Source organism: Terasakiella sp. (assembly GCF_048267425.1).
Taxonomy (GTDB): domain Bacteria; phylum Pseudomonadota; class Alphaproteobacteria; order Rhodospirillales; family Terasakiellaceae; genus Terasakiella.
This window is the reverse complement of record NZ_JBLWXN010000010.1, coordinates 84647-104995: the sequence shown is the minus strand read 5'-3', so window position 1 is coordinate 104995 and position 20349 is coordinate 84647. Positions and strand designations below refer to the sequence as shown.

The following is a 20349-nucleotide window of genomic DNA, read 5'->3' as shown; positions in this document are numbered from 1 at the left end:
CGGTTTGCAACTAAAAAAAGAGAGAACTGAACCCTACGTGTAACGGTGTGGCATTTTAGCTACACTCACGGGGTTTAATGGCGCTCACCAAGACCTAAAAGCACAATTTTAAAGGTTTTCAGTGTGATTATTATGTCAAGCCAGACGGACCAATTCTGAATATACCAAGAATCGAGCTCTGCTCTTTTGGTAAAAGTCGTGTGGCTGCGTCCGTTGACTTGCCACAACCCCGTAATGCCCGGAATTGTACGTGTATAATTTTCAAAGTTTACACCATAACTTTTAATTTCACGCGCTAACAGAGGACGCGGACCGACCATACTCATATCTCCTTTTACAACGTTTAGGAGCTGAGGGAGTTCGTCGATCGAATATTTCCTTAAAAAATGTGCCCCTTTAATCAAGCGCGGGTCTCTGTCCAATTTGAAGTTATTTTTTTCATATTCTGCCCATGTGTCCGGTGCATTTCTTTTCCAACGCACAAGGGTTTGGTGGGCCCCAACTTCCATGGTACGAAGTTTCAGACAGGGAAAATTTTCTCCATTCAGACCTATCCGTTTTTGTCGAAAAAAAGCAGGTCCCTTGGACACCGAACAGATCCACATAGCCGCCAGAACAAGTATAGGCATCGTAAGTATGAGAAGAATGCTCGCCATTATCAGGTCGAAGATACGTTTTATTTTTTTATAAAACCAATTATCCAGCGCATTCTGCATACGCATCAACAGATAATGTTCGCCAAATATGGGCTCAATGTTGGAATGAAAAATTGGCAACTGGAAATAAGATGGCAAGAGCATAACCTGATGACCGTGACGTAAAGCTTCTACGGCAACTTCTTGCTGTTCGTGCTCTTTTTCTTTGGAAAAACAGATTAAAACTCTCAGGTTATGGCGGATTTTCAGGCGCCCAAAATCACGTAGATTGACCGTTTGATATTCGTTTTTGGGATTTAGATAGCTTTTGCCATTTGTTTTGAGAAACGATTCGGCCAAGTAATAGCCCGAAAATTGTTCATTTCGAATCAGGTTTTTAACGATATCCAGACCATTTAAATCACCAAAAAACAGAACAGGAAGTTTCCAGCATCTCATTCGTTTGAGAATCGCAATGCTGACATAGCGCCCAAAGAGGAGGATAAAAGGGGCCATTCCCCAGGTTAATGCCACCCAAAGCCGTGGAAAGGCTTTCTGTAAAAGATAAGCGGAGGCAAAATCGGCAACACCAACAATTAAGACCATTAAGAAGATCTCATTAAACAGCATAATCGGCATACGCCTACGCGTGTAATGCCCTTTTGCCGTAAAGACCAGCAACAAGATAAAGATAAAGGCGCCGTATAACCACAATCGTTCGACAAAAAGGCTAACATTCCATTCAAACAAAATCTCGGTATTAGGGTAATCAACAAACAGCCAGCGCATATAACGCGCCAGTAAAACAGAAGCGGTCAAAGATAAAAAATCAATACCGAGCGTAATGCAAAAAGCGATTGTCGTTTTTTTCCATACAGGTATCGCATTAATACGATCTTCTATTTTTTTGAGTTTGGCATTCATTGCATTTTGCTATGTTGTACGAGGGCTGTGTGTGCCGTTTTTAATTGTTGAATTAAACTATCCGGGATTTCCAAAAAACGTCTTAAGTCGTGTTTTTCGACAGCATCTACCATATTTTCAATAGCCTTGATACGCTTTTTGTTATCGGTGTTCGCGAGTTCCAGTTGTCCGATAAACCAAAGCGCAACCGGATTTTCATTTTCGTACTGATAGAGATCATTTAGAATAATGCTTGCCCACTCCCGCTCGGATTGTTGAGTTTGAGGCGAAACCGCATAAGTCAGATAGGGAATGAGAAGCTCACTGCGATGCGGTGCCGTTTCCAACAAGACCGATGCCGCATATGACCATTCAGAAAGAATAACGGATTTTAACGCCTGATATTCTTTTTCCGGGCGCTGAATATTCTGGAAATCAGACGCCAACAGGAGATATTCCATAATAAGGGCATTTCCGGGACTGGAGCGTAATTGCTGTTGCGCCCTTTCCACAAGATATTGAACCCAAAGGAAATCATCATATTCCAAACTTTGCCCCTCAACGGGTGCGGTAATATAACGATATCCCTCCCTTAAGGCGCGTTGGAAAGAAATATTCCCCCGTAAATGATCATCCGCAATTGTGTTGAAAGCTTTATCCTGACGCGCCAGAAAAACTTGTTTATCCAGATGCATGTTTTGCTGATACACCCAGATTGAGGCCCATATAAGGTTTACCGCAAAGATAATGCCTGCGGTTGCCTTTAGAATTTTAAGTTTCGCACCTGCTTTTTTGAAAGAAGCAGGCCCCAGCGTTGTCGCCATAATAAAAGCCAGCAACGGAATAACAGTTGCAAATTCAAACCAAAGCGAAGCAATCGCGATATAACTGGCAGCCGTGGCGACAACGATCGCTTTGTGTTGAACCGCTGCCTCTTTTATCCAGAAGATAAAGATAGCAAGATACAAAATGAGAGCGATCGGCCCACTGGAAAAAAGGATTTCATAAGGAATGGAATGGGTATGAACATAATCCCGCGAGAATGTATCCCATGTCGGATTGAGAAAGTCTTGCCCGGAAAAAACCAGATATTTCTGGATGGCAAAGAGGGAATGTCCAAAACCGTTACCAAAAATATATGTGAGCCATCCCCCATCATCAAAGGCATGAGTTGTAATGTTAAACATTAAACTGCGCGACCACAAAGAATAGAACAAGGTAAACTCGCCCAATTGATTTGCCTGATAGTCACGCCCAACCCACAGGATGAGGGCAAAAATTGATACCGGGATCACAACAATGGCAAGACTTGCCAGAAAAAGGACTGCTTTATTGATTTTTAGAGAGGCAAAACGCTGAACCAGAACCGTTATCAACCACCCGCCAAGCCCACAGACCAGCACAATGACAATTGCACCACGGTTGTCGCCTAGATATGCAACGACTATTCCCGCGATAAAACCCAAAAGAGTCGCAGCATTGCGAAGATTGGCTTTAGCCGTAATATTATAGGCCAAAAGATACATCAGGGCCGGAACCAGAACGGCAAAAACACCCAGATAATCCGGGAAAAAGAAAAGCTTATAAGGGGACCCAACCGGAAGCGGGTTAACAATTGCCCCGTAGCCAATCAGGACCAGCGCACCGACACTGGCAGCAATGGTTATGAAACGTTTTCCTTGAGCAAAATAACCGGCAATCAGAAAACCGGACAAAACAAAAAAAAGAGCCGCCCCTTCTGCGAGTTGCGGGCCACCCAACAGGCTTAATAAGGGATAAGGCGCAAAGATAGAAGAAAGCGTCGACCATAGTGCCAATGCAATAGATATCTGGATGGTGCGGGGTAACTGCATTTTGGGATATGAATATAAAAACCACGCATTCCACAACCAAGCCAGTCCCCCGAGAGCAAAAACACTCACAACCGTTGGCTCGGCATCTCGCCAGACACCGAAGCGAAAAACGGGCAATGCGGCAAAAGTTGAGATTGCGCCCAAGCACAATATCAGGCTAACTGATAGGTATCTAAATTTATCGGCAGTCATTTTCATTACATTTGATAAGATATTGATGCGCGGCAACAAGTTATTACATATTTTGGACCGTTACGTCCTCCCTTTATGTTTGTACATACTTTCCCTTGTATGGCGGAAGAAAAAATTTACCAAAAGTCCAAGAAAAATTGGAATATTGAAATTGGTTGCGATCGGGGACCTGACGCTGGCAACATCTTTGTTGCTGGATATGCGCAAAACATACCCGGATGCAGAACTTCACCTTTACTTGGGGGAAGACAATTCAGCGCTTGCCGATATGCTCCCCGTACATGATTTACATGTACGCGTTTTAAGCATTGGAAATCTGTTGGGAAATATTTTCAAGTTGCGCAAAGAACACTTTGACCTTTTTATCGATTTAGGGGACTGGACTCGTTATGAAGCCTTGCTCAGCGGCTTATCCGGAGCAAAACGGATTTTAGGGTTTGAGACACCGGGGCAAAACCGTCATTACCTTTATAGCGATTGCGTGATCCATGATGCCGCACTTCACCAGCTCGGCAACATTCAGAATCTGGCCCGCCTGGCCGGAGGAAAAGGTGATCAGGCTACGGCGTTATCCTGCCCTGATTTGAAAGATGTCCCTGTCGCTGTCGACCTAGAGCAACCCGTTGTCCTTTTGCACCCTTGGCCATCGGGTATTTATCGCGAGCTGAAAGAGTGGCCCCATGATCATTGGGCGCGTTTAAGTCAAAACTTGATAAAACAAGGTTATCAAGTTTATGTCAGCGCCGCCCCGAATGATAGGGATCGACAGAATCGTCTGTTTGAAGAATTTGAATTATACAAAATTCACGTCCATGATCTGTGTGGCAAACTGACGTTAGCGCAATTGGTTTGGCTTTTTTGTAAACATCCGAATTTAAAATTGGTCAGTGTCAATACGGGTATTATGCATATGGCCGCAACATGCGGTGTACGCACCATTGCCTTAAACGGGCCAACGAACCCCAAGCGTTGGGGGGCAGTTGGACCCAAAGTTACAAATATCGCGCCACCCGGTCATATCAAGTCTGGCTATCTAAACCTTGGTTTTGAATATCCCGAAGATAAAACACCGATTATGCAGCATATTGCCGTGTCCTCTGTTTTACGGGCGTTGGAGGACTAACCAAACCACATCACCGGCTTTTAAAGAAAAATCTGCCTGTGGTTTCAAATCGACAAAACCGTCAGAAGGTGCTTCCCCCTGATCGCTTAAGCGTTGTGCCTTGATTACCTGATACGCCCCATCGATCTCAACGGTGATGTTGTCAGGCGCGTTGCTGGCCTCTGCCAAACCAAACAGCATTTGCGCCCGCCCATGATCATCTTCCCACGCAAGCGCCGGTAACCAGATCGTCTGCCCTTTAATCATAAGTCGCAGCGCGTTGCGGCTTTCATTATATTTGGCAAATAACCACCACGGGGCACGTTTGGCCTTCAAATCGTCCGTCAATAAACCGCTTAATGTATCGCTGTCACAATAATAGAGGCTTTCTTCCAAATTCGGCCAACACGCTTTGGCCGCCGCATCGATGCGGGCATTTTCCAATTGCCATAAATAGGTCAAGGTTGTACCGGGTGAATATTGCGACCCGCGCCCGCCAAATTCATCAATATGGATGCGCTTGATTTTCAATGGGGTATAGCGTGGATTATCCATAAAGTGATGGCGAACATAAGCGACATTTTCAGGAATAGCCGAAATCCGTGTGTGGAGCGAATGCCAGGTTAAAACATCGACCTGAAGCTTTTCCTGCAAAGCGAAATCGAGGAAGTCTTGCAAATATTCTTTATCAAACTTGACAAATGAAGGCCCGGCAATCAGGGCTGTGTCACCTAATTCTTCACGAATGACATCATGGGCAATTTTCCAGGTTTCAAAATACTCTTGTCGGGAAAACCGCCAAAAATGTTTTAAATCCGGTTCGTTCCATATTTCCCAGATCCAGACTTTGTCTTTAAGCGCCCGGACAAGCCATCGAACATGGTTTTCCCATTCGACTTTCAGCGAAAAAGGCGGCTTCATCTTTTCACTAAATCCCCAGCTGTCGGCTAAAACAAACTGATACGGTGCTTTTCGATGTTGAAGACGCGCGATGAAATCTTCAGCCGTTCGCCCGGATCGCCAATAATCAAAACCGGCTTGGTCAATGACATCATCTGCGGGTTGCTGCCCATTGATCCCGTGAATAAGACCCATGACAAAAGACGGATTGGCCTGAGTTTGCGACGATAAATGCAACGTCAGTTGTTTGGGATAGTCCGGTGTATCGCCTTCTGCCGCACTAAAAAAAGACAGTCCGATCAAACAAATATAAATGATGAAAGAATAGGTTGGCTTCATAAATCCGTATTATCCATTTTTAGCATTTTAAAAAACGATTCTATTTTAAGAGTTTACGGCCTAGACACCACTGATAATACAGCTTATTCGTTTTATGATATAAAGGGCACTTAGCTTGAATTGTGTGATCATCATCACCGCAGCAGATTTATAATCTGTTATTGATAATTAATGTTGCGGAAGTCTTCCGTACACATTATTAAGCCCGTCCCATTTTCACAAAGGATATTGATATGAACAAAACCGATCTCGTCACTGCTGTTGCCACTGCGGCTGACCTTTCTAAAGCCGATGCGACACTTGCAACCGATGCTGTATTCGATGCCATTACAAATGCATTAAAAGATGGCGATACAGTGCAATTGGTCGGGTTTGGTTCTTTTGGTATTACAGAACGTGCTGCACGTGACGGCCGCAACCCGCGCACTGGCGAAACCATTAAAATTGCGGCTTCCAAACAGCCGAAATTCAAAGCAGGCAAAGGTCTTAAAGACCTCGTAAATGCGTAAATCCTAAGCCTTTAGGGGTGATCATATCACCCCTATTGCACTTCTCTTCAAAGGGTATCACTCACCAGTTTGATCCCTAAGGCCCCTAAAAGCCCGGCTGTTACACGGTCAATCGTTGTCTTGGCTTGCGCGTAGATTTTACGGGGTCCGCTGTTCGATAACAGGATGGCGACAACTGTGTACCAGACGAATTCCAGCAGAAAAATCATCGGAACCAATACAAGGTACAGCACCATGTCCGGTTCGCGGTTCATAAACGTCGCAAAGACACTGGCAAAAACAATGGCTGTTTTTGGATTGCTGATTTGCGTCAAGAAACCAAGAATCACACCCTTGGGCATCGGACGTTTCGCCTGTTGTCCCGTTTGAACCCGTACCTCGGATAAAGGGTTTTTCGCATTTACAAATATTTTGTATGCGAGATAGACAAGGTAACTCCCGCCCAAAACTTTAAATCCGACATAAAGCCGGGGCACAGTTTCAAAAATAACGTGCAAACCGCCCAAAGCCAGCACGGCAAAAACGGCACTGGCCAATCCGATCCCAAACGCAACCGCAACCCCTTTGCCCCGGGAACCACCCAAAGACGATTTAGCCAAAACGATAAAACTCGGCCCCGGGCTGATCGCACCGATCAACAACGTCCCAATAATCGGAAGAACGATAACCAAAAGATCCATCTCGTTTATTCCCTGTTCAACAAAGCCGTCAAAGTTCAAAACCTGATAGCAGATTTGGCAATAGGAAACCGCCCTGATTACTCCATTATTTAAGGGACACTTTCTTTTAATCACTTTCTTATTCTTATACCAAACCTTTTCAGTCAAGAAATAGAGTATACTTTAAATAGAATAATAACAATTATGATTACTATTAATTATAGAAACCAATATTAAAGTATGATATTTAAAACCCGTTTTCATACTTTAGTGCTTTTTTCGGAGTTCAACTACTTGCTTTCCAGTGATTGATGTAAGTTTAAATAACGGCTATTTGTTACGTCCGCTCAAAAACATACTGTTTCACTAGGTTATAATTATTTGAAGCGGTACTTCTTTCCTTCCCTTTTGGAATGATTGCCAAACAAGCAAGAAACGCACTTGTGTATGTCCGCAAAAGAAGATGCAGGGCCTATTCACTCGAAATGGCTTTGTCTTTTTGGATACCAAACATAAAGGAACGGAAATCATTTCTGTCGTTTTTTAGAAGTTTGACGTGGCGAAACAGGATAGCCTTTTTCAGGAAAGAATTCGCTTGAACCAAAACTTCACAGGAGGTGGTTTTCTTGTCTCTTTACAACTTAGGGAGTTTTGAATTTTGTACGAATTCATTCTACAAAAACGACATATGACTTCAGCAATTTTGCTTGTTGTCGGTGGATTATTGACTTTTGGCACACATGGTGTTCATGCCGCAGAAGACGGACACGCGAAATCGATGCAAGTCCCCAGTGGCCCAACCCCGGACATTCCCTTGGAACAACCTGGTTTAAAGCCGGGTGTCCCTGTCATGTCGCCACAGGAATTCGAAGAAGCCAAAACGATTTATTTTGAACGCTGTGCTGGCTGTCATGGCGTCTTGCGTAAAGGGGCGACAGGAAAACCTTTGACACCGGATATTACACGTGAATACGGATATGATTACCTGAAGCAATTCATTACTTACGGCTCACCCGGTGGCATGCCAAGCTGGGGGACATCCGGCATTCTGACAGAGAAGCAAATCGACCTGATGGCGCGTTACGTGATGCAGGACCCTGCAACACCGCCAGAATTTGGCCTTAAGGATATGAAGGCAACTTGGAAACTTCAAGTGCCCGTTGACAAGCGCCCGACCAAGAAGATGAACGATCTTGATCTGGATAATATCTTCTCAGTGACCTTACGTGACACAGGCGAGATTGCCTTAATTGATGGCAACACCCATAAAATCGTAACTTTGATTAAAACGGGCTATGCGGTTCATATCTCACGTATGTCGGCGTCTGGTCGTTACCTTATGGTCGTGGGTCGTGATGCCCGTGTGAATTTGATCGACTTGTGGATGGAAGTTCCCCAAAGTGTTGCTGAGATTAAAACAGGCATGGAAGCACGCTCTGTTGAGTCATCAAAATTTAAAGGTTGGGAAGACAAGTACGCAATTGCCGGCACCTATTGGCCGCCGCAATTCGTCATTATGGATGGCGCAACCTTGGAGCCGCTAAAAATTGTCGCCACCCGTGGCAATATAGTTGGCACCCAGGAATACCACCCCGAACCACGCGTTGCTGCCATTGTTTCCTCTCACTACCAACCCGAATTTGTTGTCAACGTCAAAGAGACGGGTAAAGTCCTGATGGTCGATTATTCCGATCTGAACAACCTGACAATCACATCTATTGATGCTGCACCGTTCTTGCATGATGGTGGCGTTGATTCCACCGGGCGTTATTTTATGGATGCCGCCAATGCTTCCAATAAAATTGCTGTTATTGATCTGAAAGAACGTAAACTGGCAAAACTGGTTGATGTAGGCACTACCCCTCACCCGGGACGTGGCGCAAACTTTGTCCACCCTAAATTCGGACCGGTTTGGGCGACCAGCCATTTGGGTGATGAAACCGTTTCCTTGATCGGGACGGACCCGGAAGGTCATCCTGAAAACGCTTGGAAAGTTGTTCAAACCCTCGAAGGCCAAGGCGGCGGTTCTCTCTTCATCAAAACCCACCCGAAATCGAAAAACTTATGGGTCGATACGCCATTAAACCCGGACGAAGACATGTCACAGTCTATCGCCGTATTTGACATCAACAATCTTGATAAAGAATACGAAGTCCTGCCGATTGGCAAATGGTCAGGTATCAAGGAAGGCGCGCGCCGCGTTGTTCAAGGCGAATACAATAAAGACGGCTCGGAAATCTGGTTCTCCGTATGGAATGCGAAAAATCAGGAATCTGCAATCGTTGTCGTTGATGACAAAACACGTAAACTGAAAACAGTCATTAAAGACAAACGCCTGATCACCCCAACAGGCAAATTCAACGTCTACAACACCCAACATGACGTCTATTAATATTTCTGTACACTAAGATAACAAGGCCAGCCCCGGAGTCACACTTCGCGGCTGGCCTTGTTGTTTCAGATGAACAAAATAGTTGAAATTATAGTTCAGAGAACAGTTAGCGAACTCATCCCCCAAAAAAGCTGTATAATCAACTTTTACACGTAAAATGACTTGCCCTCAAAAGGCATTTCACACGCTCTTCTTCATCCCTCTCCCCCACCTTGTTACAATTCGTTACACAAAGGGGCTTCCAAGACATTTCAGAGTTACATAATCTTGTTAAACATGCATTTATGGCATTCGATTAAACAGATTAAAAGTTTTGTGAACTGATGACGTCTTTAAAGACCTTTTTGCTCCTGAGCGGGTGTCTGGCCCTTAGCGCCTGTAATGCCGATCTTAATCGGCTGATAACACGTGACGCCATTGACGCCCCGGCCAATTGGCAGGAAGCGGTGCAAGTCGACCCCATTGATGAAAACTGGATCGATAGCTTCCAAAGTACAGAGCTTTCCAGCCTGATCGATCGCGCTTTGCAACATAATATCGAGTTAAAACAACTGGCTTATGATGTGCAAATCAAGGAACAGCAGTTGATCGCGGTCCAGAGTTCTTTTTTTCCAACACTGGATTTCAGCTTTTCACAAAAACGTTCTGGCCTGACAGAAGGCGGGAGTGCGACCAACGCTGCCTCCATTGGTCTTGATCTGGCTTATGAGCTGGATGTCTGGGGCAAAATGTCGGATAGCGAACGCGAAGCCAAGCTTGCCTTGATGTCTTCGCAAGCCACCTTTAAACAGGCCCGCCAACAATTGGCCGCTGACGTTGCAACCGCATGGCTGGATATTATCGAAGCAAAAAAACTGTTAAACCTTTATCTGCAACGTTTTGCCAACGCACAAGACAACCATACCATCATTGAAAGCGGTTATGAGAAAGGGTTGAACGAAGCCCTTGACGTCTATCTGGTACGCAACGAACTGGATGCGGAACAAGCCACGATTGAGCAACAAAAAACCGCTATTACCACCGCCATCCGAACCTTGGAACGTTATCTCGGGGAATATCCGAAAGGTTTGCGTGCCATTAACGACGATCTCCCGGTTTTAAACAGTCCGATGCGCACCGGACTCCCCAAGGATTTAATTGAGCGCAAAGCCTCCCTCAATGCAAGCTGGCGTGATTTACTGTCTGCAAATGCCGCCCTTGCCTATGCTCATAAATCCCGTTTACCCAGCCTGAAATTCACAGCCGACATCAAGGATTCAGCCACCCTTGCCAATCAATTGTTTAGCGGGGCCCCCTTTGCATGGTCTCTGTTGGGGAGTCTCACTGCACCTATTTTTGATGCGGGCAAGCTGGCGTCTGCCGAAGAAGTCGCACGTTTAGAACTACGTCAAGCCGAAGCACAATATCTCAGCGATGTTTTTGAGGCCTATAAAGAGGTCGAAAACGCCATTTCCGAAGAACTCAGCCTTGAAAAAAGATTTGAATCGACAAAATTTGCTGCAGAAAATGCAAAAATCGCCGCTGATCTTTCTTTCCAGCAATATCAACGCGGCCTTGTTGAATATACCACGGTTTTAGAATCACAGACCCGGTATTATGATGCTGAAGTCAATGCCATCAAAATTCAAAGCCAGTTGGCCGCCAACCGTATTCAGCTCCATCTGGCCTTAGGCGGAGACTTCGCCCCAGCGGAAACAGCAGTTGAGGAAGCCCGATGAAACACAAAAAACTTTTACAAATCGCCCTTCCTGTTGCCCTTGTTGTCTTCACCGCCCTGATTGTTGCGCTGATTATGAAAAATCCGCCGCAAGCCCAACACGGCAAACCAGCCGCAGCCGCCAAGATCCCCGTGCGCACCCAAGTTATTGAACGCGCGCCTTTTAACGTCACCATTGACAGTTACGGCACCGTTCGCCCGCGCACCGAAACCGTATTGAGTGCTCAGGTCTCCGGTCAGATTATTGATGTTAACGATAATTTTCGCGAAGGTGGTTTCTTTAAAAAAGGGGATATCCTGATCAAACTGGATGCCCGCGATTACCGCGCCAAGGTGAAGGTTGCAGAAGCTGATCTTATCCTTGCCAAACAGACCTTGTCTGAAGAAGCCGCCCATGCAGCCCAGGCCCGAGATGATTGGGCAAGACTGGGTAAAAAAGGCAAACCCAACGATCTGGTTTTACGCATTCCCCAACTGGAAGCCGCCAAGGCAAGCGTCCTGTCTGCCCAAGCCCAACTGGATATCGCCCGTCTTGATCTGGAGCGGACCGAGATTAAAGCCCCCTTTGATGGCCGCATTCTGACCAAATATGTCGATATGGGCCAAGTGGTCGCGAGCAATGCCCAACTGGCCGACATTTATGCCACCGATTATGTGGAAGTTCGCTTGCCAATCAAAAATAAAGACCTGCCCTTGATTGATTTGCCAACAGAAAATGTCCAAAACGACAATACAAACGGCCCAACCCCGGTCTTGCTTTATTCAGACTTGATTGGCAGTCAACAATGGCAAGGCAATCTGGTCAGAACCGAAGGGGCCATCGACAGCGACACACAGCAGCTTTATGCCATTGCCCAAATCGAATCCCCATTTAGCCAACAAGGCCCGCTGATTAAAATCGGACAATATGTCACGGCCAGCATCATCGGGGTCACCTTGCCCGACGCCATCAAAATCCCGACGAGTACGATCTATCAAGGCAGTTTCGTCTATATCGAAAAAGACGGATTGATTAATCGACGTGATATTAAAATTTTATGGCAAAATCAGGAAGATGCCCTCATCACCGCAGGTTTGGAACCGGGCGAAAACCTTGTGCTGACACCACTTGGCAATGTGACATCGGGCACAGCCGTCAAAGTCATACAGAGTAGCGATACTGCTGAGGGTAAACAGACATGATTACATGGTTTGCCAAAAACAGTGTTGCGGCTAATCTTTTGATGATCAGCATTCTGGTTGCCGGCCTGTTCAGCCTGAACACCAGCATCCCGCTGGAAGTTTTTCCGTCATTTGAAACCCATGTGGTTTCCGTTAGAGTTTCCCTGCCCGGTGCAACACCGCAGGATGTGGAAAAAAGCGTTACCATCCGTATTGAAGAAGCCGTGCAGGATCTGCAAGGTATTGATCAAATCCGCAGTACCTCTGGCGAAGGCAGCGCCGTCGTTTACATCGATATTGATGATAATTACGACCCGCAGACCTTGCTTGCCGATATCAAAAGCCGTGTCGATGCGGTCAATACCTTCCCGGGGGATGCCGAACGTCCGGTGATTTCATTGGCCCAACACACCCATGATGTCATTACCGTGACCCTTGCCAGTGATTACGACGAACATGAAACCCGCGAATACGCCCAAAATTTACGTGATGAAATGTTACGCCTTGATGGTGTAACCCAATTGGAACTGGACGGCATCCGCAATTACGAAATCACCATCAATGTCTCGCAAAACAGTTTACGCCAATATGGCCTGACACTGAGTGACATATCCAGTGCCATCGGCAAATCCAGCATTGATATTTCATCCGGAAATTTACGCACCTTGGGCGGTGATATTTTGCTGCGTTCTTCCGGGCAGGCTTACCGCAAAAACGACTTTGCAAAGATTGCGATCAAAACCAATAAAGACGGTTCTAAGCTGCTATTGGAAGACATTGCCCAGATCAACGACGGTTTTGAAGAAACCCCGGTTCGCACGCGTTTCAATGGTAAAAATGCCGTCTTTATCGAGGTGTACCGGATCGGGGATCAAAGCGCGATTGATGTTGCCGATAAGATCAAAACCTTCATTAAAGATCGTCAAGCCACCTTGCCGCAAGGTTATGAGCTAAGCTATTGGGACGATGATTCCGCCATTGTTAAAAACCGGATTTCAACCCTGACCAACAGTGCCTTACAAGGTGGTATTCTGGTACTGGCCCTTTTGACCCTCTTTTTGCGTCCCGCCATTGCGTTTTGGGTTTTTATCGGGATTCCGATCTCTTTCATGGGGGCGTTTTTGCTTATGCCGGTCTTCGGCGTAACCTTGAATATCTTAAGTCTATTCGGTTTTATTCTGGTTTTAGGGATCGTCGTGGATGACGCGATTGTCACCGGAGAAAATATCTATACTCACCTGAACCGGGCAGAATCCGGTGAAGATGCAGTGATCAATGGGACACTTGAGGTCGCAAAGCCCGTCACATTCGGTGTTTTAACCACTGTTGCCGCCTTTTTGCCCCTTGCCTTTATCGAAGGCATGCGCGGTCCGATGTTTAGCCAAATTCCGGCTGTCGTCATCCCGATTTTATTGTTTTCCCTGATTGAATCGAAGTTTGTACTTCCTTCCCACCTTAAACACATAAAACTAAGAACCGAAAAAACCAAAGCCAGCCGGTTTGAAAAATATCAACAAAAGTTTGCCGATGGTTTTGAACGTGCCATTTTAAAATATTATCGTCCGGTACTGAATGTCTGTTTAAACAACAAACTGACCACATTGCTGTCTTTTTTGTCGATCTTTTGTATCTTGATTGCACTGATCCTCAGCGGCTGGACCAAATTCACCTTTTTCCCACGTATCCCCAGTGAAACGGTACGTGTGACCTTGACCATGCCTGCCGGAACCCCGTTTGAAGTCACCAACCGTCATATTCTGACCCTGTCAAAAAATGCGGAAAAACTTCGTGAGAAATATCGTAACCCGGAAACAGGCGAGAGCTTTATCCTCAACATCCTGTCCGTTACCGGCGGGCGTGGCGGAACCAGCAACGAAGGCCGCGTGCGTTTTGAAATCACGCCGCCCGAACAACGCAGCGTGGAGATTTCATCGCAACAACTGGTCAATGAATGGCGCAAACTCAATGGGGATATCGCGGGGGCGGAAAGCCTTGCCTATCGTGCAGAATTCGGGCGCGGTGGGAACCCCATCGATATTCAACTGAGCGCCAATTCCCTGCAAACACTGCGTCAGGTCAGTGAAATCGTCAAAGACCATCTTGCAACCTACCCCACTGTATTTGACATTGCCGACACCCTTTCCGACGGCAAGGAAGAATTGCAGATTGAACTGACCGATCAGGGGAAAGCCATCGGCCTTACCCGTCAGGAAGTCGCCAGCCAAATCAGAAATGCCTATTATGGGACACAAGCCCAACGCATCCAGCGTGGGCGTGACGATGTGAAAGTTATGGTGCGCCTGCCATTGGAAGAACGTCGTTCCGTCGCAAATTTACAAAACCTGTTGATTAAAACAAGCAACGGCAACGAAATTCCATTGGCACAGGTCGCCAGCTTACAACCCGGAAAAGGACCATCCGCCATCAATCGGATCGACCGTTTTCGCACCGTAAACATCAGTGCTGACATCGAAAAGGGCAGTACCAATATGACAGTACTGACCACAAGCCTGCGCAGTTTCATGGATGAACTGGTCACACGTTACCCGGATGTCGGTTACAGTCTGGAAGGCGAAGCGCGCGAACAGCGGGAATCTTTCGGCTCCCTCGGCTGGTCCTTACTCGGGGTCTTATTCGCCATTTACGTCCTACTGGCTATTCCGTTTAAATCTTATGCCCAGCCCTTTATTGTTATGAGCGTTATTCCCTTCGGCCTTGTCGGTGCAGTCCTTGGTCACTGGATCATGGGAAGCAATCTGACTTTGCTCAGTCTCATGGGCATGCTGGCCCTGATCGGTGTCGTCGTAAATGATGCCCTTGTTCTTGTGGATTACATCAACCAGCAACGCGCACGCGGCATGAGCTTGCAACACGCCGTCCTCAACGCCGGAACAGCACGTTTTCGCCCGGTCATGCTGACCAGTCTGACCACTTTTATCGGTCTTGTCCCCTTATTGTTTGAAAAGTCCACACAAGCGCAATTCCTGATCCCAATGGCGATTTCGCTAGGGTTTGGCATATTGTTTGCGACCTTCATCACCCTAATTATGATCCCGGTGAACTATATATTGCTGGAAAATGCCCGTCGGTTCCTCAACCAACTCTATTCCCGTGATACAGAAGAAAGCAAAGCGCCTTCTATTTAATGAAGCATAACAAAAGTTTACTGATTTCGAATCCTAGCCGTTTTTATTTTCCAACGGCTCTTTCTCTCGTTTTCTGACAAAACACATGCTTTGATGGTCAGATAACAAAGTTTCTGTTTTTATTCAAATTGTCAGTAAAGATTTTTTCAGACGCTAGCATAAGTAGAACGACTGTCAATGAATGCGGAAGCAAACCTTCAGCCTTTGTCTGTAAGTAGTTAGAATACATATCTCATTCAGATCTTGTAAATCAATTTCAGATTGCCATCTGTTAAATAATTGCGGCTTACCTATATAAATCAGTACTAAAATTCATACTTTATGACTTAGTTTAGTATTGAAACATTTCTAAAAATACGTAATTTTACCGATAAGTTACCGCCGACTGAGAAACTTTTTATAATGACAACAATAAAGCGGAAAGTTTTTGTATGAACGATTGTTCCCATAATTCATCCCTGCACTGTGCTGTCTGTCGCGCAAGTAACGCGCACTTGCTGGAAGGGCAGCTTGATAATATTGTGGCAGAAAGCAATCTGAGAAAAAGATGCCTCGATTTTAAAAAAGGGGAACCTGTTTTTCTGGAAGGTGATTCTTGCGAAGGTGTCTATTGCCTAAAAAAAGGTGTTATCGCTATTCGCAAGTACGGCAGCGACGGAACATCTGCTGTTATGAAACTGATTTTTCCGGGGCAAAATTTTGGCTACCGTTCTGTTTTATTTGACAAACCACATAAGACATCAGCAGAGGCCCTGACGCCTGTTTCCCTCTGTATGCTCAGCAAATATGACGTTAAAATGGCCATTGATAAGAATCCAAAGGTTCGTCAAGACTTGATCAATCTGATTGAACAGGATCTAGGGGCAATGGAAGAAAAGTTGCTTTTAACTGTGACCAAGACCATTCGCAGCCGCTTTGCCTTTTTGCTTTTCACCATGTCTAAACATATCGATCCGACCGCAAATACGGTAACGTTCCATTTACCTGTCAGCAAGAAAGACCTCTCCAACATTACGGGGATCACGGTGGAGAGCCTGTCGCGACTTTTGAAAAAATTCAAGTCCCTCAACCTCATTGACGAAAAGAAAGGGCTTATTACCATTTTGGATCGTCAAGCCTTGCAGGAGATGATTCAGGAAGACTGAACCTGCTTTAAAAAGGACCATTGCATTGATATGTTAATATGCTACATTCCCCTAAGTGTAACATTATAACATGACAGATCAATGCCGCTTGTATATCGTTTTTTCCTGACCTGCCTCTTTTTTGCCTTGGCTCATACCACAGCCAAGGCCCATCCTCACTCGTGGATTGATTTGGAAACCAGCCTGATTTTTAACGATCAAGGCCATGTGATCGGCTTGTGGCAAGGCTGGTTATTTGATGATTTTTATTCTGCTTTCACACTTGAAGGCATGGTGCCCGACAAAAACGGTAAATATGATCAAAAAGCGCTCAATAGCCTTGCAGAAACCAACCTGAAAAACCTGTCGGAATACTCTTACTTCACCTTCATTCATAATGACGGGGAACAAGCTGCGTATCAACCCGTTCAGGATTATAAAACCTTCGTCGAAAATAATCGTTTATGGATGGAATTCAGCGTTATGCTGCAAGAACCGATTGATCCCAAAGCCCATAAAATCGATTACGCTGTCTATGACCCGACCTATTATGTCGAAATCCTCCACGCTGCCACAGGTGATCCGGTTCAGCTCAGCGGTAAGGGGGCGTTGGGATGCAGTTATCGTTTAAAAAACCCGGAGCCCCCCAAGGAAATGAGCCTGATGGCAGCAGCAATGGATAAATCAGAAAGCGCCGGTGACGGTATCGGTATTTATTTTGCCCAACATGTCGAAATCTCATGCCCATAATCCTCCTTTTTCTGGCTTGCCTGCTTTTTCGAGTTGACGCCTTTGCCAACGAGGCTGGCTACTGGTCAGAAATGATCTTCTACATTCGTACTCAGCAACAACTTTTCCATCGCGAAATGGCAGGGGCTATTCGCGCCATTCAGGATGGTGGGCTTCACGCCATCTGGGCAATGATCACCATCAGCTTCCTTTATGGCGTCTTTCATGCCGCAGGTCCGGGTCATGGCAAAGCTGTTATTGGCACCTATCTTCTCAGTCACGAAAGTAAATTGAAAAAAGGCATTGCCCTTTCTTTTGCGTCCGCTTTCATTCAAGGCTTAAGTGCAATTGTACTGGTTGAAGGGTTGGTGGGTATCATTGGCCTTTCCCGATCCGATGCAAAAGACGCTGTTCCCATGCTGGAAATGGTCAGTTTCGGCCTCATCGCCCTGATCGGGTTGGTCTTGGTGAAACGCGGGGGGCAAGCGTTATGGCGACTCAATCGCTCTCATCATCATCATGAACATGAACATGAACATGAGCATGAGCATGAGCATCACCATACACACGAACATCACCACCACCATAGTGACCATGTCTGCACGACCTGTGGTCACAGCCACGCCCCCGACCCTGCGCTTTTAACACCAAAAAGCAGTTTAAAAGACGTTCTCGCCATCATCTTTTCCGTTGGTATTCGCCCGTGCAGCGGTTCCGTCTTGATGTTGATTTTTGCTGAACTCATTGGCTTGAGGTTTGCCGGGATTGCCGCAGTTATGGCCATTTCGCTTGGGACGGCTATTACGGTCAGCAGCCTTGCCCTTCTCGCCATTTATTTTCGCAAAACAGCCCTCTACATTGCCGAACGCCAAAGTGGGGCCTTCATGCAAAACCTATCTCTTATTGCCGCTATCAGCGGGGGAGCATTTATCTTTGCCATTGGCCTGTCCTTGCTCTGGCAAGCCAGTCAGACGAGTCACCCGTTGTTTTAGAGTCAGGACGTATTCTGACAGTTGGCACAAAGACCGCGAATTTCAACGGTGGTGCTTTTGGTTTTAAATTGGCTGGCCTGTGCCCAATCCTGAAGCTGTGTCGAAATCACACTGTCACTAAATTCCGTCACCTGCCCACAGGCTTCGCATATGGCAAAAGCACAAAATCCACTGTGACAGTGATGATCCCCATGATTACATGCGATAAACGCATTCACGCTTTCCAGACGATGAACCAATTCCAGTTCAATCAATTTATCCAAAGCCCGATAAATTTGTAGCGGTGCACGCAAGCCATCTTCACGCAGGCTGTCCAATAACTCATAGGCACTTTGCGGCGTGCCGGATTTTTGCAGTCGCCCAAAAACAAGTTCCTGATTTTTTGTTAGTTTCATGTTTAAGAACCCCTTTGAGACGGCATAGATAAACTCAGGACAAACAATAGCATAGCCGCAACCACAACAGAAGGGCCGGACGGCGTATCGTAATGCAACGATAAAAACAATCCGCCCACAACAGCTGCCCCGCCGATCAATGAGGACAGCAAAGCCATCATTTCCGGAGAGGGGGCAAATCGGCGCGCCGTGGCGGCAGGGATAATCAATAATGACGTCACCAATAAAATACCGACAATTTTAATTGCAATTGCCACAACGGCCGCCATCAATAACATAAAAATCAACTTGCTGCGTTGTGGGTTCAACCCTTCAACCTCAGCTAGTTCTTCGCTGACGCTGGCGGCCAAAAGGGGGCGCCACGTCAATCCCAATACGGCAAGGATTACACAGCCCCCGCCATATATCAGGGCAATATCCCCTTTGGAAACAGCCAGAATATCGCCAAATAAATAGCCCATGAGGTCAAGACGCAACCACGCCATAAACGCAACCAAGACCAATCCAATCGCCAAAGTCGAATGTGATAAGATCCCCAGTAAGGCATCTGTCGGCAAGGTTTTCTTTTTCTGCAAAAACACCAGTAATAAAGACACAAGGGCGGCGATACCAAATACCCCCAGCGTCATTGAAATATCAAACAAAAAGGAAAGCGCCACCCCAAGAAGGGCGGAATGGGCCATTGTATCGCCAAAATAGGCCATACGGCGCCAAACGACAAAACACCCCAACGGCCCGACAATCAAGGCCAGGCCGACACCCGCGATTAAGGCACGTGTGAAAAAATCATCAAGCATGATCATGGCCTTCCTCTTCATTATGACAATGATCACTGACACTGCCATCCGCATGTAAAACCCGACCATCCGATAAATGCGTGTGATCATGGTGATGTCGATAAATCGCGATAGATTCAGCCGCGCGTGCGCCAAACAGGTCGCTATATTGTTTACTCGACATCACACTTTGCGGGGTGCCCGTACAACAGACATGACCGTTCAAACATAAAACACGGTCCGTTTTTGCCATCACGACGTGCAGGTCATGTGAAATTAACAAGATCCCGCATCCGGTATCATCGCGAAAACGCCCAATCAGATCATAAAGGGCGGCTTCACCTGCATAATCCACACCCTGAACCGGTTCATCCAAAACCAGTAAATTCGGTTTTCCAATGAAGGCACGGGCCAAAAGGGCACGCTGGAGTTCCCCGCCAGAAAGATGCTGTACCAAGTCATCAGTGCGCCCGTTTAATCCCACTTGATCCAGCGCGCCTTCAATTTGCGCCGCGCCGTAACGTGCCCCCAACGTCATCAACCGACGAACGGTTAAAGGCAAAGTCGCATCTACGGAAAATTTTTGCGGAACATAACCAATGCTCAGATCAGATTTACGTAGAGCGCGCCCTTCATCTACCTTTTCCAACCCAATCGCACATTTCACGGTCGTGCTTTTACCAGATCCATTGGGGCCAATTAACGTCACGATTTCACCGGGTTTGACATGCAAATCCACATTGCGGATCAACCAACGTCCCTGACGGTAAACGCCTGCGCCATCCAATGCAATCAGGTCTTGTTGCTGGGTATTCAAGGTAGATC

16 protein-coding genes are annotated in these 20349 nt (G+C 46.3%); 9 read left to right on the top strand and 7 right to left on the bottom strand.

Features of this window, described 5'->3' with window-relative positions:
* Positions 1-74: 74 nt before the first annotated feature.
* Positions 75-1559 (bottom strand): exopolysaccharide biosynthesis polyprenyl glycosylphosphotransferase, encoded by a 1485-nt coding sequence (locus ACN0VA_RS15035; RefSeq protein WP_417821944.1) that lies wholly within the window; start codon positions 1557-1559, stop codon positions 75-77.
* Positions 1556-3583, bottom strand: coding sequence for a hypothetical protein (locus ACN0VA_RS15030; RefSeq protein ID WP_417821943.1), 2028 nt, complete (start codon positions 3581-3583; stop codon positions 1556-1558). Before ACN0VA_RS15030 ends, ACN0VA_RS15035 begins: the two co-directional genes overlap by 4 nt.
* 151 nt (positions 3584-3734) lie before the next feature.
* Here ACN0VA_RS15030 and ACN0VA_RS15025 point away from each other — a divergent pair, with 151 nt between their 5' ends.
* On the top strand, positions 3735-4706 hold the full coding sequence (locus ACN0VA_RS15025; protein WP_417821942.1) for a glycosyltransferase family 9 protein: 972 nt from the start codon (positions 3735-3737) through the stop codon (positions 4704-4706).
* Here the strand turns inward: ACN0VA_RS15025 and ACN0VA_RS15020 are convergent.
* Positions 4686-5924, bottom strand: coding sequence for a GH39 family glycosyl hydrolase (locus ACN0VA_RS15020; protein WP_417821941.1), 1239 nt, complete (start codon positions 5922-5924; stop codon positions 4686-4688). The genes ACN0VA_RS15025 and ACN0VA_RS15020 overlap by 21 nt on opposite strands.
* Positions 5925-6157: 233 nt before the next feature.
* Between ACN0VA_RS15020 and ACN0VA_RS15015 the strand changes: the two genes are divergently transcribed.
* The gene (locus tag ACN0VA_RS15015; protein WP_417821940.1) at positions 6158-6433 is read left to right on the top strand and encodes an HU family DNA-binding protein; all 276 of its coding nucleotides are present in this window, start codon (positions 6158-6160) and stop codon (positions 6431-6433) included.
* A 47-nt stretch (positions 6434-6480) separates the two neighbouring features.
* Here the strand turns inward: ACN0VA_RS15015 and ACN0VA_RS15010 are convergent, their stop codons facing one another.
* On the bottom strand, positions 6481-7113 hold the full coding sequence (locus tag ACN0VA_RS15010; protein ID WP_417821939.1) for a LysE family translocator: 633 nt from the start codon (positions 7111-7113) through the stop codon (positions 6481-6483).
* A gap of 667 nt (positions 7114-7780) precedes the next feature.
* On the opposite strand from ACN0VA_RS15010, the gene ACN0VA_RS15005 reads away from it, so the two are divergent.
* The 7 genes from ACN0VA_RS15005 to ACN0VA_RS14975 all read left to right on the top strand — a co-directional run bounded on the left by ACN0VA_RS15005 (position 7781) and on the right by ACN0VA_RS14975 (position 18353).
* Positions 7781-9484: a cytochrome D1 domain-containing protein gene (locus ACN0VA_RS15005; RefSeq protein WP_417821938.1), complete on the top strand. Its 1704-nt coding sequence runs from the start codon at positions 7781-7783 to the stop codon at positions 9482-9484.
* Between the two features lie 323 nt (positions 9485-9807).
* A complete protein-coding gene (locus tag ACN0VA_RS15000; protein ID WP_417821937.1) occupies positions 9808-11202 on the top strand; it encodes an efflux transporter outer membrane subunit in 1395 nt (464 codons plus the stop codon).
* Entirely contained in the window at positions 11199-12383 is a 1185-nt protein-coding gene (locus ACN0VA_RS14995) for an efflux RND transporter periplasmic adaptor subunit (protein ID WP_417821936.1), read from the top strand. The genes ACN0VA_RS15000 and ACN0VA_RS14995 overlap by 4 nt, the downstream gene beginning before the upstream one ends.
* Complete coding sequence (locus tag ACN0VA_RS14990; protein ID WP_417821935.1) at positions 12380-15508, top strand: efflux RND transporter permease subunit; 3129 nt, start codon at positions 12380-12382, stop codon at positions 15506-15508. Before ACN0VA_RS14995 ends, ACN0VA_RS14990 begins: the two co-directional genes overlap by 4 nt.
* A 431-nt stretch (positions 15509-15939) precedes the next feature.
* Positions 15940-16653, top strand: a complete 714-nt coding sequence (locus ACN0VA_RS14985) for a Crp/Fnr family transcriptional regulator (RefSeq protein ID WP_417821934.1) — start codon at positions 15940-15942, stop codon at positions 16651-16653.
* A gap of 81 nt (positions 16654-16734) precedes the next feature.
* Positions 16735-17382 carry a DUF1007 family protein gene (locus ACN0VA_RS14980; protein ID WP_417821933.1) on the top strand — a complete coding sequence of 216 codons (648 nt, stop codon included), beginning with the start codon at positions 16735-16737 and terminating at the stop codon, positions 17380-17382.
* Positions 17373-18353: a nickel/cobalt transporter gene (locus ACN0VA_RS14975; RefSeq protein ID WP_417821932.1), complete on the top strand. Its 981-nt coding sequence runs from the start codon at positions 17373-17375 to the stop codon at positions 18351-18353. Before ACN0VA_RS14980 ends, ACN0VA_RS14975 begins: the two co-directional genes overlap by 10 nt.
* Before the next feature lie 2 nt (positions 18354-18355).
* Here the strand turns inward: ACN0VA_RS14975 and ACN0VA_RS14970 are convergent, their stop codons facing one another.
* From ACN0VA_RS14970 to ACN0VA_RS14960, 3 genes are read right to left on the bottom strand one after another with little or no spacing between them, the layout of a single operon-like run.
* Positions 18356-18748, bottom strand: a complete 393-nt coding sequence (locus tag ACN0VA_RS14970) for a Fur family transcriptional regulator (RefSeq protein ID WP_417821931.1) — start codon at positions 18746-18748, stop codon at positions 18356-18358.
* Positions 18749-18750: 2 nt separating this feature from the next.
* Positions 18751-19545, bottom strand: coding sequence for a zinc ABC transporter permease subunit ZnuB (gene znuB, locus ACN0VA_RS14965; RefSeq protein ID WP_417821930.1), 795 nt, complete (start codon positions 19543-19545; stop codon positions 18751-18753).
* Positions 19538-20341 carry an ATP-binding cassette domain-containing protein gene (locus tag ACN0VA_RS14960; RefSeq protein WP_417821929.1) on the bottom strand — a complete coding sequence of 268 codons (804 nt, stop codon included), beginning with the start codon at positions 20339-20341 and terminating at the stop codon, positions 19538-19540. The genes znuB and ACN0VA_RS14960 overlap by 8 nt, the downstream gene beginning before the upstream one ends.
* Positions 20342-20349 lie beyond the last annotated feature (8 nt).

What these genes read in the sequence shown, in the direction of transcription:
- ACN0VA_RS15035 (WP_417821944.1), bottom strand. Translation starts at nt 1,559, where the DNA reads ATGAATGCCAAACTCAAAAAAATAGAAGATCGTATTAATGCGATACCT.
- ACN0VA_RS15030 (WP_417821943.1), bottom strand. Translation starts at nt 3,583, where the DNA reads ATGACTGCCGATAAATTTAGATACCTATCAGTTAGCCTGATATTGTGC.
- ACN0VA_RS15020 (WP_417821941.1), bottom strand. Translation starts at nt 5,924, where the DNA reads ATGAAGCCAACCTATTCTTTCATCATTTATATTTGTTTGATCGGACTG.
- ACN0VA_RS15015 (WP_417821940.1), top strand. Translation starts at nt 6,158, where the DNA reads ATGAACAAAACCGATCTCGTCACTGCTGTTGCCACTGCGGCTGACCTT.
- ACN0VA_RS15010 (WP_417821939.1), bottom strand. Translation starts at nt 7,113, where the DNA reads ATGGATCTTTTGGTTATCGTTCTTCCGATTATTGGGACGTTGTTGATC.
- ACN0VA_RS15005 (WP_417821938.1), top strand. Translation starts at nt 7,781, where the DNA reads ATGACTTCAGCAATTTTGCTTGTTGTCGGTGGATTATTGACTTTTGGC.
- ACN0VA_RS15000 (WP_417821937.1), top strand. Translation starts at nt 9,808, where the DNA reads ATGACGTCTTTAAAGACCTTTTTGCTCCTGAGCGGGTGTCTGGCCCTT.
- ACN0VA_RS14995 (WP_417821936.1), top strand. Translation starts at nt 11,199, where the DNA reads ATGAAACACAAAAAACTTTTACAAATCGCCCTTCCTGTTGCCCTTGTT.
- ACN0VA_RS14990 (WP_417821935.1), top strand. Translation starts at nt 12,380, where the DNA reads ATGATTACATGGTTTGCCAAAAACAGTGTTGCGGCTAATCTTTTGATG.
- ACN0VA_RS14985 (WP_417821934.1), top strand. Translation starts at nt 15,940, where the DNA reads ATGAACGATTGTTCCCATAATTCATCCCTGCACTGTGCTGTCTGTCGC.
- ACN0VA_RS14980 (WP_417821933.1), top strand. Translation starts at nt 16,735, where the DNA reads ATGCCGCTTGTATATCGTTTTTTCCTGACCTGCCTCTTTTTTGCCTTG.
- ACN0VA_RS14975 (WP_417821932.1), top strand. Translation starts at nt 17,373, where the DNA reads ATGCCCATAATCCTCCTTTTTCTGGCTTGCCTGCTTTTTCGAGTTGAC.
- ACN0VA_RS14970 (WP_417821931.1), bottom strand. Translation starts at nt 18,748, where the DNA reads ATGAAACTAACAAAAAATCAGGAACTTGTTTTTGGGCGACTGCAAAAA.
- znuB (WP_417821930.1), bottom strand. Translation starts at nt 19,545, where the DNA reads ATGCTTGATGATTTTTTCACACGTGCCTTAATCGCGGGTGTCGGCCTG.